This window comes from Synechococcus sp. BDU 130192, from assembly GCF_963876085.1.
Classification (GTDB): domain Bacteria; phylum Cyanobacteriota; class Cyanobacteriia; order Cyanobacteriales; family MRBY01; genus MRBY01.
In genome coordinates this window covers 1-15,794 of the sequence record NZ_CAWNNO010000002.1, presented here as the reverse complement: position 1 = coordinate 15,794, position 15,794 = coordinate 1, and the positions used below count along the sequence as shown (strand labels likewise).

At 51.0% G+C, this 15,794-nt stretch carries 14 protein-coding genes; 11 read left to right on the top strand and 3 right to left on the bottom strand.

All coding sequences use genetic code 11. The annotated features are described in order from the left end of the window. Positions 1 to 10 precede the first annotated feature (10 nt). The gene (locus tag AACT35_RS00740) at positions 11 to 307 is read left to right on the top strand and encodes a hypothetical protein (RefSeq protein WP_099238600.1); all 297 of its coding nucleotides are present in this window, start codon (positions 11 to 13) and stop codon (positions 305 to 307) included. Here AACT35_RS00740 and AACT35_RS00735 read toward each other — a convergent pair. Both AACT35_RS00735 and AACT35_RS00730 read right to left on the bottom strand, forming a co-directional pair. Further along, a complete protein-coding gene (locus AACT35_RS00735) occupies positions 304 to 1,896 on the bottom strand; it encodes a SpoIID/LytB domain-containing protein (RefSeq protein WP_099238487.1) in 1,593 nt (530 codons plus the stop codon). The two genes, AACT35_RS00740 and AACT35_RS00735, sit on opposite strands and share 4 nt — an antisense overlap. 62 nt (positions 1,897 to 1,958) lie before the next feature. Continuing rightward, positions 1,959 to 5,153, bottom strand: coding sequence for a hybrid sensor histidine kinase/response regulator (locus AACT35_RS00730; RefSeq protein WP_339374577.1), 3,195 nt, complete (start codon positions 5,151 to 5,153; stop codon positions 1,959 to 1,961). A gap of 140 nt (positions 5,154 to 5,293) precedes the next feature. Between AACT35_RS00730 and AACT35_RS00725 the strand changes: the two genes are divergently transcribed. After that, positions 5,294 to 6,046: a YebC/PmpR family DNA-binding transcriptional regulator gene (locus tag AACT35_RS00725; RefSeq protein WP_099238485.1), complete on the top strand. Its 753-nt coding sequence runs from the start codon at positions 5,294 to 5,296 to the stop codon at positions 6,044 to 6,046. A gap of 155 nt (positions 6,047 to 6,201) precedes the next feature. Then, the gene (locus AACT35_RS00720; protein WP_099238483.1) at positions 6,202 to 7,440 is read left to right on the top strand and encodes a GAF domain-containing sensor histidine kinase; all 1,239 of its coding nucleotides are present in this window, start codon (positions 6,202 to 6,204) and stop codon (positions 7,438 to 7,440) included. Here AACT35_RS00720 and dapF read toward each other — a convergent pair. Then, positions 7,437 to 8,282 (bottom strand): diaminopimelate epimerase, encoded by an 846-nt coding sequence (gene dapF, locus AACT35_RS00715; RefSeq protein ID WP_065710788.1) that lies wholly within the window; start codon positions 8,280 to 8,282, stop codon positions 7,437 to 7,439. The genes AACT35_RS00720 and dapF overlap by 4 nt on opposite strands. 41 nt (positions 8,283 to 8,323) lie before the next feature. Here dapF and AACT35_RS00710 point away from each other — a divergent pair, with 41 nt between their 5' ends. From AACT35_RS00710 to AACT35_RS00675, 8 genes are all read left to right on the top strand, one after another. Continuing rightward, the gene (locus tag AACT35_RS00710; RefSeq protein WP_062434363.1) at positions 8,324 to 8,533 is read left to right on the top strand and encodes an Hfq-related RNA-binding protein; all 210 of its coding nucleotides are present in this window, start codon (positions 8,324 to 8,326) and stop codon (positions 8,531 to 8,533) included. Between the two features lie 64 nt (positions 8,534 to 8,597). Then, positions 8,598 to 9,512: a M23 family metallopeptidase gene (locus tag AACT35_RS00705; RefSeq protein ID WP_099238481.1), complete on the top strand. Its 915-nt coding sequence runs from the start codon at positions 8,598 to 8,600 to the stop codon at positions 9,510 to 9,512. Between the two features lie 310 nt (positions 9,513 to 9,822). Beyond that, on the top strand, positions 9,823 to 10,065 hold the full coding sequence (locus AACT35_RS00700) for a FeoA family protein (RefSeq protein WP_065710790.1): 243 nt from the start codon (positions 9,823 to 9,825) through the stop codon (positions 10,063 to 10,065). Positions 10,066 to 10,068: 3 nt separating this feature from the next. Continuing rightward, positions 10,069 to 11,916 (top strand): ferrous iron transport protein B, encoded by a 1,848-nt coding sequence (gene feoB / locus AACT35_RS00695; RefSeq protein ID WP_099238479.1) that lies wholly within the window; start codon positions 10,069 to 10,071, stop codon positions 11,914 to 11,916. A 185-nt stretch (positions 11,917 to 12,101) separates the two neighbouring features. Continuing rightward, entirely contained in the window at positions 12,102 to 12,404 is a 303-nt protein-coding gene (locus AACT35_RS00690) for a DUF5132 domain-containing protein (protein ID WP_065710792.1), read from the top strand. A 51-nt stretch (positions 12,405 to 12,455) separates the two neighbouring features. After that, positions 12,456 to 13,001: an HMA2 domain-containing protein gene (locus tag AACT35_RS00685; RefSeq protein ID WP_065710793.1), complete on the top strand. Its 546-nt coding sequence runs from the start codon at positions 12,456 to 12,458 to the stop codon at positions 12,999 to 13,001. 19 nt (positions 13,002 to 13,020) lie between these two features. Next, positions 13,021 to 15,162, top strand: a complete 2,142-nt coding sequence (locus tag AACT35_RS00680) for a heavy metal translocating P-type ATPase (RefSeq protein WP_099238477.1) — start codon at positions 13,021 to 13,023, stop codon at positions 15,160 to 15,162. Between the two features lie 75 nt (positions 15,163 to 15,237). Further along, positions 15,238 to 15,774: a ferritin-like domain-containing protein gene (locus tag AACT35_RS00675; RefSeq protein WP_099238594.1), complete on the top strand. Its 537-nt coding sequence runs from the start codon at positions 15,238 to 15,240 to the stop codon at positions 15,772 to 15,774. Positions 15,775 to 15,794: the final 20 nt, after the last annotated feature.

Genomic DNA, 15,794 nt, shown 5'->3' with positions numbered 1-15,794 from the left:
ATCAGTGTTTATGCGTGTTGTAGCTCTCCAGGATGACATTCTCTGTATTCACCAAGATGATCTGCCCCCCTACAAAAAAGGCGGCTCGGTGGTGCGCAACAGTTATTTTTGGGCGTTGAAATCCATTGCTTGCTATACGCCGCGCCAGGGAGATTGGGAATTTGATCGGGTGGTGTGGGTTGCTTTAGGGCGGATGTTGATGGCCTTTACCACCTCCGGGTACCTCGGCAGTTCGGAAACAACTTTAGAATTTCCTGAGGCGATCACCATCCCTGACTCTTTACGCGCCGTTGCCACCTATCTCTAGGGGGTTTCCCGCCAAAAGACAATGGACTCATCCAAGGGTTGGAGGGTGGTGCCAGGATAATAGAACTGGAGGATCCGCGCTGCTGACCAGCCCAAGTTAGCGAGATTGTAGGAGCCATATTGACTCATGCCGACCCCATGGCCGAACCCACCGCCCACAAAGGTATAGCCCGTGAGTTGATTTTGGGGATTGAGGTTGGGTTGTAGGTAAAACAGGGTACTGCGGGGCGGCCCCAGGGCACTGCGAATTTCATTTTTCAGGAGTTTGACAATGCCCCGGTCGGTGGTGACATCCAACTCCAGGACACGTCCCGAAGGCGATCGCCGCTTAATCTCTAGTTTTTGAACCGTTTGGATGCCCGCGAGGGGATTTTGGGTGCGCTCTAGATAGGTTTGTAGAGTCGTGGCTAATTCCTGGAGAGTGGCGGATCTTTCCCAGCGAAAGACAGTCCGCCCCGTTTCGTTAAAGCCTTGGTTGAGAGCGATAAATTTCCGAAAAGCCTGTTCATCAGCGAGGGAGTTGCCTTTTAGATCCCAGACTGGATTTGGAGAATCAATCACGGCTTTGAGATAAGGCCGCTCTGCCCCATCCCACACATCGCTAAAGGAAGCGGTTACGCCGCCAGTGGTAGAGGAATACAGGGCATCGACTAATTCGTTGTTGTAGGTGAGCACTAAACCTTTGGTGCGGGCGATCGCCTGGTCAATGCGGGGACTGGTGCCCTGGAGACCTTTATAAACTTGGCAATGGATCGTGGCACAGAGTTCGTAATCGTCAGCTTCAAAGCGCCGTAAATTGCGTAGAGCGTAGGTGCGGGCAATGATTGTCTGGGCTTCGACGGCATTATCAGGGGCATTGGGGCCAATTTCGTGGGGCACAACACCCCGTAAATACACCTCAATATCGACGTCATTAACAAGGGTAAAAGTACCGTAGGCGTTGGGCTGGAGCCTGAGTTCCCCGGCAAAGCGACTTTCTGGGCCGCCGTCTTCTTGGACATTAAACAAACCGTTGCGCGAACGGATCGTCACATTGGCCCGATTGTACCGGTACCCCCCCACCACAAAGGAGGCGATCGCCTTTTCGGTACGCACCGTCGAACTGAGATAAGGGGTGGTGTAACCCTTCGCTTTTAATTCCTGGAGCAACAACCGCCGGAGGAGAGGCGTTTGGTAGACATCCCGTTTCGCCCAGACTTGCCAGCGACCGGGTTGGGTAATTTCTACTTCAATGCCGAGGGAACGCCAAAATTTTGCGCTGTCCTCTGCCGTCTCAAAGGTACCCTGGTCACTGAGGACGATATATTCCGCTAATTCCGCCTGGGGCAAGGGTTGCTGGGCGACCTCTAGGGTGACTTGATTGGTCTGGAGCGTCTGTTGTTGGCCGCCGCTGATAATGTCCACCTCAAGGCGATCGCCCGGCAGACTGGAGATGGTCAAAGTATCGTTTTGCTCTTCTCCGAATCGTTGGACAATGCCCACTTCGATCTCAACGGCATTACCGGGCAAAGCCCCCGGCCCCCATAGTCCAAGTCCGATCCATAGCCCCAATCCGAGCCACTGCCCCTGAAATTTAGCACTGCGCACCATGGCGAGTCCCCTGACACCTAAAACAATTGATGAAAATATAGACGGCGATCGCCAGCCCAAAGTTACGCCACCACCTTACCATTTTCGTCTAGTAAAATTTCCCCAGCCATTAACCGGGCCGCTGCTTCTAGCAAATGATCTTCCACATAGGGCTTTGTGAAATAGGCCTTTGCCCCCCGGTCCGCCGCAATTCTCCGGTGTCGTCCGGCCCCGCGCGAGGTCAACATCGCAATGGGAATGTGGGCCAATTCAGGATATTGTTGAATTTCTTCGAGCAACGCCAAACCATCTAGGCGCGGCATCTCAATATCACAGAACACCAAACTAAAATCGGGATTTTCCAACAACTGCTCTAGAGCCTCTTCACCATCCCGGGCCCGCTCCACATGGTAGCCCGCCTTTTGGAAGGTAATGGCTAACAATTCTCGCACCGTCACCGAATCATCCACAATCAAAATCCTTGGGGCCGTTATTTTTACCGACGCATCATCTAGGGGTTCAAAATCGCCCATCCCGTCCCCAGGCTCCGAGACCGTGGGCTGTTTCGTACTGCCTGGCAGCAACACGTCCCCTTGGCGCATTTTTTGGGCTGCATCCAACAGCACTTCTTCTAAATAGGGTTTCGTAAAATAGGCACTTGCCCCCAGTTCAGCGGCCATTTGTCGGTGGCGATCGGCCCCCCTTGATGTCAGCATGGCCACCGGAATTTTTTCTAAATTCGGGTCTTTTTGAATGCGAGATAATAGCTCTAAGCCATCCATGCGCGGCATCTCAATATCGCAAAAGACCAGTTCACAGGGTAAGCCTCCCCGCAGTTTTTCCCAAGCTTCCTGGCCGTCCCGGGCCTGCTCAACCCGATAGCCAGCCTTTGTGAAACTCATCGAGAGGAGTTCACGCACCGTGATTGAATCATCCACAATCAACACAATGGGCTCCGTTTGTACCATCTCTGGCACGAGCAAGTGTAAGGCCGGATTATCTTGCCAGGTGGTAGCCTTGGCCCTGACCCGTCCCTGGGCCGCAAGTTCAATCAGCTCTAACACATCAACCACAGGCATAACTGTGCCATCCCCCAGGACTGTCGCCCCGGCGATCGCCGCTGGTTTCGGAATCGGCCCCTCGATCTGTTTAATCACGATTTCCTGTTCCCCTAGCACCTGATCCACTTGAATCGCCAGGAGATTGCCCGCACTGCGCAGGATCACAACGGGAATTTGGTCAGGATCCCCAACCCCTCCATAAATTGAGCCCCGCCCAATTTGTCGTTGGAGCGTCAATAGATTACTGAGGGGATACACCCGCAATCGAGAATCTCGCCAGCGAATATAACGTCTGCGGCCTTCCTGTTCCACTTGGTCGAGGGTGTAGGTCTGCATATCTTCAACCCCATCCATGGGCAGAGCAATGCGGGCGTGGCGATTGAGACAAAATAAAGCGCGACAGATATTGAGGGTGAGGGGTAGCCGGATGGTAAACGTTGTACCTTTACCCAGGGCGGAGTCAATGGTGATTGTGCCTCGAATACTCCCCAGGGCAGTGCGGACCACATCCATGCCAACCCCCCGACCAGAAAAGTCATCGGCCTGCGCCTTGGTGGTAAAGCCAGGATGAAAAATAAAATCATAAATATCCTGTTGACTGAGATCCGATAATTGATCAGGGGTAATCAGGTTTTTTTCGAGGGCTTTGTGGACGAGGGCTTCAGAATCCATCCCCGCACCATCATCGGCAATGGCAATCACAATTTGATTTCCCTGAATATAGGCTTTGAGGGAGACAACCCCCGCCGCAGGCTTACCTTTACTGAGGCGTACTTCCGGGGACTCAATCCCATGGGTAATGGCGTTGTTGATCAGGTGAGTCAGGGGATCATAGAGCTGCTCTAGGATCATTTTGTCAATGAGCACTTCTCGACCTTCGACATTGAGGGAGGCTCGCTTATTGAGTTTGAGGGAAATTTCTCGGACGGGGCGCACCAGGCGATCGGCTGCTTGGGCAAAGGGAATCATCCGTGATTTAGTCAAGCCTTCCTGGAGCTGCGTACTGACCTGCCGGAGATTACGGGCAACTTGTTCATTGTCATCGACTAGAAATTCGATATCCGAAGAAGATTCTCGCACCCGCACAATCAGTTCAATCATCTCCTGGGAAAGGAGGTGAAAGCCGGTGAACTGATCCATTTCTAGGGGATCATATTCTTGGGAACGATGGCGACCGGGGGCATCCGCCTTATCGGTGAAACCTGGGGGAAAGTGATATTCACTACTTTGACCACGACTGGCCAGCAGGGAACGCTCCAGGAGAGAACGTTCATAAAGATCTTGCATCTGGCTACCAATGTCGTTGAGCCGTTGCACTTGGCCCGTGAGATTGTCGAGGAATTGCCGGAGTTTTTCTTGGCTTTGTTCGAGGGTATTGCGGTTGACCACGAGTTCTCCCATCAAGTTACTAAGGTTATCGAGTTGCTTGACGGGAATCCGCATGGTCTGCTCAAAGCTGTTGACCTTTTGGGAGCGTTGACGATTTGTACTAGGGCCGCTGGTGGTGGTAATGGGAGGCCCTCCCATGGTGTCTGCCTGTTGGAGCAGGGCTTCTAATTCACCAAAGTCCGTCTGTTTGGAAATGGCAATTTGGGGGCGTTTTTTGGGGGAGGGACTAGGGCTAGGAGCGCTCGGAGTTTGTTCAATGAGTTGAGTGAGGGCTTGCCAGTCAACAGAGTTGGCCGACGAGCCTGGTGACACTTCTAGGTATTGACCGAGATCCTCTAGGGGAGGGTAGTAGGTGATCTGACCGTTGGTAACCGGGGAGATCTGGGAGGAAATGGCCTTGGGGCGTTTGAGGGGCGGGGAAACGGGATCTTCGAGGGGAAAATAAGGTTCGCTCTCGGTGGCGTAAGTTTCTGTTTCGGAGGGTTGGTTGGGATCAGTATCTTGGAGGAGAGCTTCTAAGTCGGCTTCGAGGTCTGCTTCGTTTTGGGACGAGGCTTGCTGAGGCGTTTGGGACTGGGGGGATGTCACTTCCTCGAAGGCTAAAAGTTCTTCAAAGTTATTCGCGAAGCTGATAAATGAAACTTTCGGATCGATCTCCTTGGGAAAATCGGTCGCTGGGGGGGCAGAGGTTTCTGCGTCGAGGTCTTCAAACAGTTCTAGGAGTTCGTCTTCAAACTCAGAATCTTGATAGTTATGTGCTTCATTATGACTGTTGTTGCTCACTGGTGCCCCCATCCAACGCTGGTCAAAAAATACAGGAATTGTCAATTACAATCAGGATAACCTAATCTTTCGGGTGGATTACCTAAGGTAAAGTTTTACTGACAGGTTCAAAATCTGCTGTGTATTGGTGGCCTGTTATGGTTTAAGAAGAAAGCAACAGTGATGATTTGATTTGAGCATTCACCATGGCTGGACATAGTAAGTGGGCAAATATTAAACGACAAAAGGCACGGGTTGATGCCAAGAAGGGGAAAACGTTTACTCAGTTATCCCGGGCGATCATTGTTGCGGCGCGCCATGGTCTCCCTGATCCGGCGGGGAATTTTCAACTCCGTACTGCCATTGAAAAGGCAAAGGCTGCGGGTATCCCCAATGAAAATATCGAACGGGCGATCGCCAAGGGAGCGGGTACCTACAATGATGGCGAAGCCAATTACGAAGAAATTCGCTACGAAGGCTACGGGGCCGGGGGCGTGGCGATTTTGATCGAAGCCCTCACCGACAACCGCAACCGCACAGCGGCGGATTTACGTTCTGCCTTTAGCAAAAATGGTGGCAATTTGGGAGAAACGGGTTGTGTGAGCTGGATGTTTAGCCACAAAGGGGTGGTGACGCTCACGGGCGACATTGATGAAGAGGCACTGCTGGAGGCATCTTTGATCGGCGAAGCAGAAGGCTATAGTGCCCTCGAAGACAGCGATGAGGTGGAAGTCCTCAGTGCCGTTGAGAACCTAGAACACCTCAACCAAACCTTGCAGGATGCAGGCTTTACGGTAAAAGAGGCGGAGTTGCGCTGGTTCCCGGAGACAGAAATGAACCTCACCGACGAAGTACAGATCCAAACGATCCTCAAAATGATCGACACGATCGAAGCCCTTGATGATGTGCAAACGGTCACCAGTAACTTGGCGATCGCCCCAGCCTTTGCGACCCTCTAAAGGTCATTTAAAAATAGATCCAAAGTGATCCCCTAGCGACAGAGACTTGATTTGAAGGCTCCTTTGAGGTTTCAGGGGCGCACAAAATATTTCTAGTTTGGGTACCTTGGAGAGAGAAAATAATCTTTTCACAGCAGTAAGGAAATCCTGAAGTGATGCGAACCCCCGAACCTTTGCCCCATGAAGCAGAACGCCTCAAATCATTGTTCCAACAGGATCTTTTAGATACCCCCCAGGAGCCTGAATTTAATCGCATTGTCAACCTCGCGGCGCGACTGTTTGGGGTCAAAATCGTTCTGATTTCCCTCGTGGATGATTGTCGGCAGTGGTTTAAGGCGAAGGTCGGCTTAACGGCAACGGAAACCCCCCGCAATGTTTCCTTTTGTGGCCATGCGATTCGAGAGGCAGACATTTTTGAAATCCCGGATACCTTGGCCGATGAACGCTTTTGGGACAATCCCCTTGTTACTGGAAAACCCTACATTCGTTTCTATGCGGGTCATCCCATCCGCTCTGGGGACGGCTATCCCCTGGGTACCCTGTGCTTAATTGATGAACAACCCCGTAAATTGACGGCCACTGAACGGGAACTGCTGCAAATGCTGGCGCACCAGGTAGAAGATTTGCTCCGTTTGCGCCGTAATCTAAAACGCAAGCAAAACAAAATTAAGCTGCTCACGGTGCAAGTACAATCCCTAGATCGAAGCAATAACCTCAAGGATCAACTGTTAGCGGTGTTGTCCCACGATCTGCGCAGTCCCCTGATTAGTTTCCGGTCGGTGATAGAACTCTTGGCCGCCCAGGCCCTAGAGCCGGAGGAGCTAGAAATTTTAATTCCCGAAGTCTGCAACAAGTTTGACCAAACGGAAATGAAGGTGATGCAGATGTTGCAATGGGCGCAGCAGCAACTCCAGACGGAAGTGGTTCCCATTGAGATGATCAAAGTCGAGGCGATCGCCGACCATGTGTTGCCCTGGTGCCAGGACTGCGCCCAACGAAAAAATGTGACCTTACAAGTTGAAATGGAGCCCCAATTACAAGTTCTAGGCAATTTAGAGCTTATCGGGGTTGTGCTGCGTAATTTCCTGGGCAATGCGGTGAAATATTCCCGTCACGGTGAAACGATCACCTTGTTCGCGCGCCGGAGTGGTCAATATGTGGAATTGGGGGTCAGAGATACGGGGCTGGGAATGAAGCCCGAAACCCTTAAAAAAATTCGTAGCCATAGCTATCAACTGTCAGCCCCAGGCACCGACAATGAGAAAGGGACTGGCCTGGGGTTATTGCTCTGTCAGACTTACCTCAACCAGATGGGCACTGCCCTAGAGATTGAAAGCCGCTGGATGGAAGGATCGACGTTTTCGTTTCGCTTGCCGATCGCCCCAAGAGCCTAGAGGGTCACTTGACCCTGGAAGCTAATGGCTGCTGGCCCAGTCATATAGATGTGATTGTCTGCCGCTGACCATTCGATCTGGAGACAACCCCCCGGTAGTTCTACGGTACAAAGGCGATCGCAATGGCCCGTTAAGACCCCAGCCACCACCGACGCACAGGCCCCTGTCCCGCAGGCAAGGGTAATCCCCGCGCCCCGTTCCCAGACCCGCATTTTGATGTAGTCGGGACGAACTACTTCAATAAATTCAGTATTAATCCGTTGGGGAAAAGCCGGGTGGTGCTCAAAATCTTTGCCAATGGTCTCTAGGGCGATCGCCGCCACATCTTCGACAAAGGTAATACAGTGGGGATTCCCCATGCTCACACAGGTCACCGTCCAGGTTTTTCCAGCGACGTCGAGAGGTTGATTCACCGCCTGAGCGTTACTGTCTTTGAGGGTAGTGGGAATATCTGTTGCTGTGAGGATCGGTTCACCCATATCAACCCGCACCAGTTCGTCGGCTTCTAACCGGGGTCGAATCATCCCCGCTAGGGTATGGATGCTGTAGGTTTTACCGGACGGATTTCCCCCTTCGAGGTGGTCAATGAAGCGGGCTAGACAACGAATCCCGTTGCCGCACATTTCCGGTTCAGAGCCGTCGGAATTAAAAATGCGCATGGTATAGTCGGCACCAGCCTGGCCTGGCAGAGCGAAAATCACACCGTCGGCACCAATGCCAAAGTGGCGATCGCACAGTTGAATGGCTTGCTCCGGGGTGACGAGGGGCGTCGTTTGCTGGCGATTATCCAGCAGAATAAAATCATTACCCAGACCTTGATATTTCGTAAATTCCAGCACCATACTTGTCGGTTAAGCTAATCAATAAAAGTTAATTCGCCATTATGACAGAATTTAATACGGGCTATCCGAGTGTGCGTCGCATCCAGAGCTTCGTCAAAGTAAAGGGGGAAGTGGAGATTAAACTCCTGACCAATGATGTCATCATTGGCAAAATTTTATGGCAAGATCCCCACTGTCTTTGTGTCGTAGACCGCAGCTCCACTAGGGAATTTATGATTCCTCGCCAGGCGATCGCCTACGTCAAAGCTTAAACTGTCGGTAAACTTTTTCGTCTGCGATCCGTCCCTCTAATCTGTTGACCTAACGCAATTTACCATGACTGTTTCTTTCCCCCGTTTTCTCCCCCTCGTTGCCAGCCTTGCCCTAGTTGTGGGGTTTTCAGAATCAGCCACCAGCGAACCGCAACTCCAAGTCACAGTCAATCCCAGCAGTCCCAAACTTGGGGAGAGCATGGCCGTAATCATTGATCCTCCCGGCACCCTCGATCCCCAACAGGCCGATACTTTAACGGTGCGCTTTACTAAAAGTGGCGCGACCCAGGCCGATACTTACCCTGTTTTCCCTCTCGATCCGGCCGGCGATCGCTACCGAGCTTTAATTCCGACATCTCCCCTCGAATCCCACGGCAAAACCCTCCTCCAGGTGAGTGATGGCAATGAAACCCGCAACCTCGCCGTTTGGATCCAAGACCGCCGTTTCCCGACCCAACGCATTACCCTTTCTGGTAGTGGCTCTGGCCCTGCAACCCAATACGAACTTGACCGTGTTGCCACCCTCAAAGCCATTGTCTCCTCCACAAAACATTGGAATGGCCCTTTCCTGCGGCCGAATAGTGGTCGCGTTTCAACGATTTTTGGCGTGCGGCGCTACTACAATGGCGTTTTTGCCCAAGATTACTACCATCGCGGCATTGACTATGCAGCAGGCTATGGTTCTCCGGTGGTCGCTCCTGCCGCCGGTAAAGTGGCCCTGATTGACTTCGAGAAAAATGGTTTTAAAGTACACGGCAATACCGTCGGCATCGACCATGGCCAGGGCGTCATTAGCGTTTTCCTACACCTCAACAGTATTCCCAGTAACCTCAAGGAAGGAGATTTTGTCCAAGCAGGTCAAGCGATTGGTACTGTCGGTTCTAGTGGTGCTTCCACCGGGCCTCACCTCCACTGGGGACTCTATGTCAATGGCGTGGCGATCGATCCAGAACTTTGGCGTAACCAAACGGTTCAATAACCCGATGGTGATTTACGCTATTTAGCTGAGGACATTGCGTTACTCATCCATGGCTTAAGCGCTCCTGTAAACCGCTCTATCGCCCTTAGATCGCTGAAAAACTAAGACAAACTATGCTTTTGAGCTTTCTTTAGTTCAAGGGCTTTTTGTTGCGAAAGTGGGGCCTTTGGTGATCGAGGTCTAGACTACCTGGGTCTAGGTTACAAAAAATTTCATTGATTTAGCGGTATGCAAAAATATTATAAAGTAGTAAATGCAAATATTTTTTATTATTCTCTTCAAAATTAAATCCGCTAAGAGGACAAACAGCATGACCCTTTTAGACTTAGCTGTTGGGCAAATCGCGCTAGTTCGTGAAATTTCTGATAGTAAATATGGTCAAAGTTTAATTACACGCCTAGAAGCACTAGGAATTATTCCTGATAAACCCATTCAGGTTTTACGGAAGGCGGCCCTTGGGGGGCCACTCCATTTACGGATTGGTAGTACGACGGAAGTTGCCATGCGACGGGATGAAGCCCAGCATATTTCTGTGAGCATCGCTGAGGTGTAGTTGATGATTCACCATTGCCATGCAACCCCGATCAACTCGCAACGGAAAGATGTGACGCGACGAATTGCCTTCGTGGGGCATCCGAATACGGGGAAATCGACGTTTTTTAATCGGATCACTAAAGCCAATGCGGCGATCGCCAACTGGCCGGGTTTGACGGTGGACTTATTTCGGGCGGTGATCAAGCTCGATCAAGAGATCGTCGAATGTGTTGATTTGCCGGGAATTTATGACCTTAATGGTTATTCTGATGACGAGCAGGTGGTACGGCGGTTTTTAGAGGAGTATGCGGTCAATTTGGTGGTGGTGGTGCTGAATGCGGCACAGATTGATCGCCAGTTACGGCTCCTGTTGCAAATAAAATCCCTCGGTCTGCCGGCGATCACCGTGTTAAATCTGGCCGACGAAGCGAAACGCTATGGGGTCAAATTTGATGCCACCACAATCAGCGAACGGGTCAATGTTCCCGTGTATGCCATTAGTGCCAAATATGGTGAAGGCTGTCCCCGTGTTCTGCAATGCATTACCCGCACGGTTCATGAACAGGCAGAAGCCTATCGTATTAAGGATTTAAGGCAATCGCTCCATGACCACTACGTCCACAGCGAGGAAGTAGACGCCATCCTTGAAGGGGTATTGCAGATGCCCTCGCCCACTATCCGCACCTTTACCAATGTACTGGATGGCATTTTGTTGCATTCCGTCTGGGGATTACCGATCTTTTTCATCTCAATGTTTGGGGTCTTTTGGCTCATCTGGACAGTCGGTTTACCCAGTGCGGATCCGGTAGATGCCATCACGGGTTGGCTGCAGAAGATCATTTTAGAACCGCTCCTGTCTCCCTTGCCGACGCTACTCCATGACTTACTACTAGATGGGGTTTGGGCCGGTTTTGCCGCCTTGTTATCATTTGTGCCGTTGGTGGCCATCTTTTTTATCGTGATGAGTTTCCTCGAAGGCAGTGGCTATCTGTCCAGAGCAGCCTATTTAATGGATTCTCTCATGGGGCGTTTGGGCCTTGATGGTCGCACCTTTGTGCTGCAAATGATGGGCTTTGGCTGTAATGTCCCGGCGATTATGGGCACAAGGGTGATGCGGAGTCGGGGGATGCGCCTCTTGGCGATGCTGGTGATTCCTTTCTCCCTCTGTTCAGCGCGGTTGCAGGTGTTTGTGTTTATTCTCGCAGCGGTAATGCCGGGCTACCAAGGGGCGATCACCTTATTTGTGTTGTACCTCATGAGTTTTGTTACCGCCTTTATCGTGGCCGCTTGTTTGAGTCGTTTTAAGTATTTTGCCGTGCGGGATCCCTTTGTTTTAGAACTGCCTCCCTATCGTCTCCCCACCCTCACCCAAGTCGCCCTGAGAGTATGGGGAGAGATGAAAGAATTTGTAGTACGTCTCTCAACTTTCATGATTATTGGCAGTAGTCTGATTTGGCTGCTTACGAGCTTTCCAGAAGGCAGTACTGGGCTCGACACCTACGCCGGACAAATTGGCGGCTTATTTCAGCCCATAATGGCCCCCCTCGGTTTTAATCCATTTTTGACGATTTCCGTGTTGTTTGGCTTTGTTGCCAAAGAAGTCCAAGTTGCAGCCCTGGCTGTTCTCTATGGCCTAAGTGAAGTCGCCACAGCCCAAGAATTGAGCAATAGTATTACCTTTGCCCAGGGTTTTAGTTACTGTTTATTTAGTCTTATTTATATGCCCTGTTTGACGACCCTCGGTGCTATTTGGGGTGAGGCAAAGTCAGTGCGTTATTTACTTATTGCAATCATCCTTCCCTTTGTTACAGCTTGGATCTTTAGTTTTGTTGTTTACCAAAGTTTTCTGTTATTAAATATTGGCACTTAAAATATTTTTTGCGAAATAAAATCAACAAATTAAGTGTATATAAATTCCTGTAAACAACACCAAAAAACTTTTTAAATTCACAGTAAAAATTAATAAAGGTAAAACTTAGGCCATGCCATAATAAAGACAAGAGCATCAAGCCTCAAAGTAGTTGACCGAAAACGCGGAAATTCTGGAGAAAATCAATGTTAGAACAAGTCAAAAGTGCCTACAATCAAACCTTAACTCGTCACGGCACCCTCAAAACCGTCGCCCTTGTTGCAGGGGCTGTGGTATTAGCCCCCGCCGTTGCGTCGATCCTGAAGCCAGTGGCGAAAGCCTCCATTAAAACAGGGGTGGTTCTCTATCAAAAAACGAAAGGGGCGATCGCCGAAGCTGGAGAACAAGTTGGCGATCTTGTCGCTGAAGCCAAGGCAGAAGTTTTAGCGGAACAGGCTGCTAAGCAAGAACTTCCTGCCATCGAAGCCGTACAGGATCACAATGCTTAAGACTGAAATTTCAGTCTCAATGTTAATTATTGCCATGAAAAGGATAGTGCCATGGTCAGCACAATTACCTCTGTAGAAAATACATCTCAAACCAGCCCTGATTCAGAAGTGACTCAACTGGCAAATTTTGTCAAAGAGCATGAAGAAATCGAAATGATTTTGCCTGTTTTGTTAGGGTTATTTATTACCAGTCGCCTCCAGTTGCGAGGGGCAAATGCGCTGTTGGTAAATCTAGGGATTGCCACTGTTTTGCGGCAGGTTTTTAAAGAGTTAAAACATCCCACAGTAAGCCCAGAGAAAAAAACAACAGCTCCAGAAATGGATCACAGTGATGTCTTTGGGGATGGGGTAAAAATTGTTCATTCTGTGCCCGGTCGAATTCGTCTCCGGATTGATCAAATTGCCGGCGATCGCCTTTTTGCGAAACATTTAGAACGGCTGCTGCGGGATGATGACCATGTGCTGGGGGTGCGTTTTAATGCCTCGGCGAGTTCGGTGGCGATCCAATATGATGCCGGCTCCTTCTCGGATATGGAATTGGGGCTCCGTCTGATGGATATTCTCAATAAAGCCCGTCTCGGTGAGGCGATCGCCTAAGTCAAGCAATCGAAAATTAATGACCTCTCTCCAGCTTAGTTCGCAATTCACCTGGGATTTTCCCTTTGACTATAAGATTGTCCACCAACTTGTAGGGCGGCTTCGTTTAAAGTTAATCGCCTTTCCAGAGAACGGTTACGGTCGCTTATCAGCCTATTTCGCCACACTACCTTGGGTCGAAACCTTTCGGATTAATCCTTGGGCCGCATCGGTGGTGATTTACTACAGACCCGAACAGTTGCGGGCGGCACCTCTAACCCAAATAACGGCCAGTCCGCCCCCAAAAATCGCTGCTTTGTCCCTCTGGACACAAGTGCGGCAATCTAGTTTAACGCTACCCCTCTTTGCAACAGCACTAGGTCTAGCAAGTAATCAGTGGGAAAGTTTGTTGCTCACAAGTTTGGCGCGATTAACTTTATTGGGGGCTGGTTTTCCGGTGGCACAGCGGGCGATCGCCAGCCTTTGGCAAGACCATAAACTTAATATCGACTGCCTAGATTTACTTGCCCTGATTTTTAGCGGCTGGCAGGGCAAACTCGTCACCCCTGCCTTGGTAATTACCCTCCATGAACTGGGGGATTTAATTCGTGAACAAACCGCCCGCGCCACGGAACGCACCACCACCAATTTGATGGATACCATCGGGCGTTGGGCTTGGGTCGAGCGAGAGGGAGAAATTATTCAAATTGAGAGTGATCGGGTCCAAGTCGGCGAAACGGTCATCGTCTATCCAGGGGAACGGATTCCTGTCGATGGTGTGGTCATTGGTGGCGAAGCGACCGTCGATCAACAGCAACTGACGGGTGAATCGATGCCCATCGTCGCCCAGGTGGATACAGAAGTCTATGCCGCCACCCTCCTCCGTTCAGGAAAATTACGGATTCGCTGTGAGCGGGTCGGTCACAATACCAGAGCCGCCCTCAGTGTGGAATTGCTTGAAAAAGCCCCCGTCCACGATACTCGCATGGCAAACTACGCCGCCCAGCTGGCCGATAAACTGATTTTGCCGTCCCTTGTCCTTGCCAGCGTGGTGTATGGCACGACCCAAGATCCAACCCGGGCTGCCTCGATCCTGACCCTTGATTTTGTCACGGGAGTCCGGGTATCGATGCCGACAGCCTTTTTAGGGGCGTTAAACCATACCACCCGCCACGGCATTCTCGTCCGCAGTGGGCGCACCCTGGAACTGTTGGCGGAAATTGACACGATTGTCTTTGATAAGACGGGGACCCTCACCCAAGGAAAAATCGCCATTGAATCGGTAACACCATGGGGGACTTGGAGCGATCGCCTTTCCCCAGAACGATTATTGCAACTGGCAGCCTCTGCCGAGCAACGGATCACCCACCCCGTCGCCGAAGCCATTGTCCACCATGCCCAACAACAGGGCATTGAACTCCTACCCCGTCAAGGTTGGGACTATCAGGTGGGATTTGGGATTAAAGCCACCATTGAGGGGCAAACGATTCTCGTCGGTAGTGCAACTTTCCTTGAACAAGAGGGCATTTGTCCCCTCGTCGATCAGCGAGAAACTAATAATTTTGCGGCATCAACGATTTATGTCGCCTCTGACCAAGCGTTACTCGGTTGGCTGGCCTATACCGATCCGTTACGTCCCGAAAGTGCGTCTTTGATTGCGATGCTGCAACATGAGCATCAAATGGCGGTGCATGTGTTGACTGGAGATAGTCACCAACGGGCGCATCAGGTGGCTCTCGCCCTAAAAATTCCCGCGCACCATGTCCATGCGGAAGCCTTCCCAGAGGATAAGGCGCGGATTGTGCGCAACTTACGGCGGTCTGGTCGGGTAGTTGCCTTTGTGGGGGATGGTCTGAATGATTCGGTCGCCCTCGCCTATGCGGATGTCTCGATTTCCTTTGCCGATGGTTCGGACATTGCCCGGGAAACGGCGGATGTAGTCCTAATGAATAATGACTTGGGGACATTACTGGAGGCGATCGCCATTGCGAAGGAAACTCAAGCCCTCATCGAACAAAATACCCTGCTGGTGGTCGCCCCCAATATGATCGGCTTGGGACTGGCAGCCACGGTGGGGCTGAATCCCCTCTGGGCAACGGTGATCCACAACGGTACGGCGATCGCCGCTGGTTTGAATAGTCTCCGTCCCCTGCTCCAACACCAATTGGAAACTATGTCCTAATCGTCTCCAGCGGTTGGGTTGCACAATCAATGGTTATATTCTGACACCAACTTAACTTATCTTTGCTTTTTTAAAATGTTCAAAAATCTAGAAATTGCCCTGAACGAAGCCCTCCAAGACGAATACAAAGCCTGCGAAACCTACCGTGTTGTCATTGAAAAATTTGGAGCAGTGCGCCCTTTTATCAACATTATCGAAGCTGAAAAACGACATATCCGCGCCCTTTTACCCCTTTTTCGTAAATATCAACTGCCCATCCCCATTAACCCTTGGGTAAACAAAATCCCTGCCCCCGCAACCCTCCATGAGGCCTGTTTAGCGGGAGTACAAGCGGAAATTGAAAATGGCGAAATGTACAAAAAACTCCTTGCTCTCAGCGAAGGCTATGACGATGTGCAACGGGTCTTTCGCAATCTGCAACGGGCTTCCCAACAAAATCACCTCCGCGCCTTCCAACGGGCCGCAGGATTACCGATCAATACCCCACCCCTCGACCCCGAACAGGCAACATTCTATGAACAACGAGGCACAGGGGGAAGGAAAGGGCGGGGCTTTCGACATGGTCAACGCAGAAGAACTCTGTCTGGCCACTGTGGGACGAGCTGTCGTTAATGTTTCGGGGGGCGATCGCC

What these genes read in the sequence shown, in the direction of transcription:
- feoB (WP_099238479.1), top strand. Translation starts at nt 10,069, where the DNA reads ATGATTCACCATTGCCATGCAACCCCGATCAACTCGCAACGGAAAGAT.
- AACT35_RS00720 (WP_099238483.1), top strand. Translation starts at nt 6,202, where the DNA reads ATGCGAACCCCCGAACCTTTGCCCCATGAAGCAGAACGCCTCAAATCA.
- AACT35_RS00735 (WP_099238487.1), bottom strand. Translation starts at nt 1,896, where the DNA reads ATGGTGCGCAGTGCTAAATTTCAGGGGCAGTGGCTCGGATTGGGGCTA.
- AACT35_RS00700 (WP_065710790.1), top strand. Translation starts at nt 9,823, where the DNA reads ATGACCCTTTTAGACTTAGCTGTTGGGCAAATCGCGCTAGTTCGTGAA.
- AACT35_RS00725 (WP_099238485.1), top strand. Translation starts at nt 5,294, where the DNA reads ATGGCTGGACATAGTAAGTGGGCAAATATTAAACGACAAAAGGCACGG.
- AACT35_RS00680 (WP_099238477.1), top strand. Translation starts at nt 13,021, where the DNA reads ATGACCTCTCTCCAGCTTAGTTCGCAATTCACCTGGGATTTTCCCTTT.
- dapF (WP_065710788.1), bottom strand. Translation starts at nt 8,282, where the DNA reads ATGGTGCTGGAATTTACGAAATATCAAGGTCTGGGTAATGATTTTATT.
- AACT35_RS00710 (WP_062434363.1), top strand. Translation starts at nt 8,324, where the DNA reads ATGACAGAATTTAATACGGGCTATCCGAGTGTGCGTCGCATCCAGAGC.
- AACT35_RS00685 (WP_065710793.1), top strand. Translation starts at nt 12,456, where the DNA reads ATGGTCAGCACAATTACCTCTGTAGAAAATACATCTCAAACCAGCCCT.
- AACT35_RS00740 (WP_099238600.1), top strand. Translation starts at nt 11, where the DNA reads ATGCGTGTTGTAGCTCTCCAGGATGACATTCTCTGTATTCACCAAGAT.
- AACT35_RS00690 (WP_065710792.1), top strand. Translation starts at nt 12,102, where the DNA reads ATGTTAGAACAAGTCAAAAGTGCCTACAATCAAACCTTAACTCGTCAC.
- AACT35_RS00705 (WP_099238481.1), top strand. Translation starts at nt 8,598, where the DNA reads ATGACTGTTTCTTTCCCCCGTTTTCTCCCCCTCGTTGCCAGCCTTGCC.
- AACT35_RS00675 (WP_099238594.1), top strand. Translation starts at nt 15,238, where the DNA reads ATGTTCAAAAATCTAGAAATTGCCCTGAACGAAGCCCTCCAAGACGAA.